At 65.8% G+C, this 1,906-nt stretch carries 2 protein-coding genes; both read right to left on the minus strand.

Translation table 11 applies throughout. The annotated features are described in order from the left end of the window. The coding region (locus EOA28_RS40295) for a DHA2 family efflux MFS transporter permease subunit (protein WP_245501554.1) at positions 1 to 707 on the minus strand (707 nt) is incomplete at its 3' end. Then, entirely contained in the window at positions 704 to 1,801 is a 1,098-nt protein-coding gene (locus EOA28_RS19340; RefSeq protein ID WP_128315161.1) for an HlyD family secretion protein, read from the minus strand. The genes EOA28_RS19340 and EOA28_RS40295, both read right to left, overlap by 4 nt. Positions 1,802 to 1,906 lie beyond the last annotated feature (105 nt).

Consider the following 1,906-nt stretch of genomic DNA (forward strand, 5'->3'; position numbering starts at 1 on the left):
AAGACTTCGAGGCAGCCGAGCGCCATCGCGACCAGGATGAAGCCAATCCAGTCGACCCTCAGCCCCTTGCTCAGCCGCTCCCGGCGCTCGCGTTCGAGGATGTCGGGCTCGATCACCAGCCATTGCACGAGCGCCAGCGACATGATGCCGAACGGCACGTTGATGAAAAAGATCCAGTGCCACGAGAAATTGTCGGTCAGCCAGCCGCCGATTGTCGGCCCGACCGTTGGCGCGACGATCACCGCGATGCCGTAGAGCGCAAAGGCCTGAGACCGCTTCTCCGGCGGAAAGGTATCGGCGAGGATCGATTGCTCGCTCGGCGCCATGCCGCCGCCGCCGAGCCCCTGCAGGATGCGGAAGGCGATCAGCGTCGGGAGGTTGGGGGCCAGCCCGCAGAGCAACGAGGCCAGCGTGAAGGTCGCCACGCAGATCATGTAATAGCGCTTGCGGCCGATTATGCTGGTCAGCCAGCCGCTGACCGGAATGATGACGGAGTTGGCGACGAGATAGGTGGTGATCACCCATGTGCTCTCGTCCATGCCGGCGGCCAGGCTGCCGGCGATATTGCGCAGCGCGACGTTGGCGATCGAGGTGTCGAGCACCAGCATGAAGGTCGCGATCGAGACGACGATCGCGATCAGCCAGGGGTTGCGCCCGCCGGCGGCGGATCGGCTTTCGTTGCCCTGGACTATAGCTGCATCGCTCATCTGACCTTGACCGTCGGAACCACCGACATGCCGGGGCCGAGATAGACGCCGGGCCGCTGATCGAACACGATCTTGATCGGCACGCGTTGCACCACCTTGACGAAATTGCCGGTGGCGTTTTCGGCAGGCAGCAGGCTGAACGCCGTGCCGCTACCGGCCTGGACGCTGTCGACACGGCCATGGAAGGTCTTTTCAGGATAGGCGTCGATGGTGATGTCGACGGGCTGGCCCGGCCGCATCAGGTCGAGCTGCGTCTCCTTGAAGTTCGCCTTCACCCAGACGTCGTTGGGCACGAACATCATCAGCACCTGGCCGGGCTGCGCATAGGTGCCTTTCGCCGCAGTGATGCTGGTGGCACGGCCGGCGACGGGCGCCGTGATGGTCGTGCGGGTGAGGGTGGTCTTGGCCTGGTTCTCGGCCGCCTCCGCCTGCCGAAGCTTGGCCTCGGCGCTCTTGCCTTGCGCCTGCAGAACCGCCACCTGACTTTTCGCCGCCTCGGCATTGGCGTTGGCCGCGTCCAGCGCCGCCTGGTCCTGGCGCAAGGTCGAAGCGGCCTGCTGCGCCTGCTGCTGCGTCGCCGTGCCCTTGGCCAGGCGCTCGCGGTTGCGCTGGTCCTCGGACTTGGCGAATTCGAGCGCCGCCTGCGCCTGCGCCACCTGCTTGCCGGCGGCATCGATCTTGGCGTTCTGCGCCTGGGTCTGCGCCTGGACATTGGCGATCTCGGCTCGCGCCGCCGCCACGCCGGCTTCCGCCTGTTTGAGGGAGGCCTGATAATCGCTGTCGTCGATGTGCAGAAGCACCGCGCCGGCCTCGACCGGCTGGTTGTCGGTGACGGCGACATCGGTGATGCGCCCGGCAATTTCCGCGCCGACCGTCACCGTGCGGGCGTCGATGAAGGCGTCGTCGGTCCATTCATACTGCCGCGCGTTGATCCACCAGATGACGACGGCCGCGATCACCAGCAGGATGAGGATGGCGACGATCGCCGCTATATAGGGATGGCGTCTGACGAGGCCGGGCTTGTTGGTGTCGGACGGACTGTCATTCCCCTGCGCGTCTTGTGTGCGCGTATCGTCCCCGCGCTTGTTTTCCACGCGTTTTTCGTCGTCCGGCGGGCGTCGCTCGGCCCGGGGCCGAGCCCGCGTTTTCTCGGCGGGAGCGGTTTCGCGCTCTTTTCTTTCAGTTTTGGCGTCCAAGGC

The organism is Mesorhizobium sp. M2A.F.Ca.ET.067.02.1.1 (assembly GCF_004023285.1).
Classification (GTDB): domain Bacteria; phylum Pseudomonadota; class Alphaproteobacteria; order Rhizobiales; family Rhizobiaceae; genus Mesorhizobium.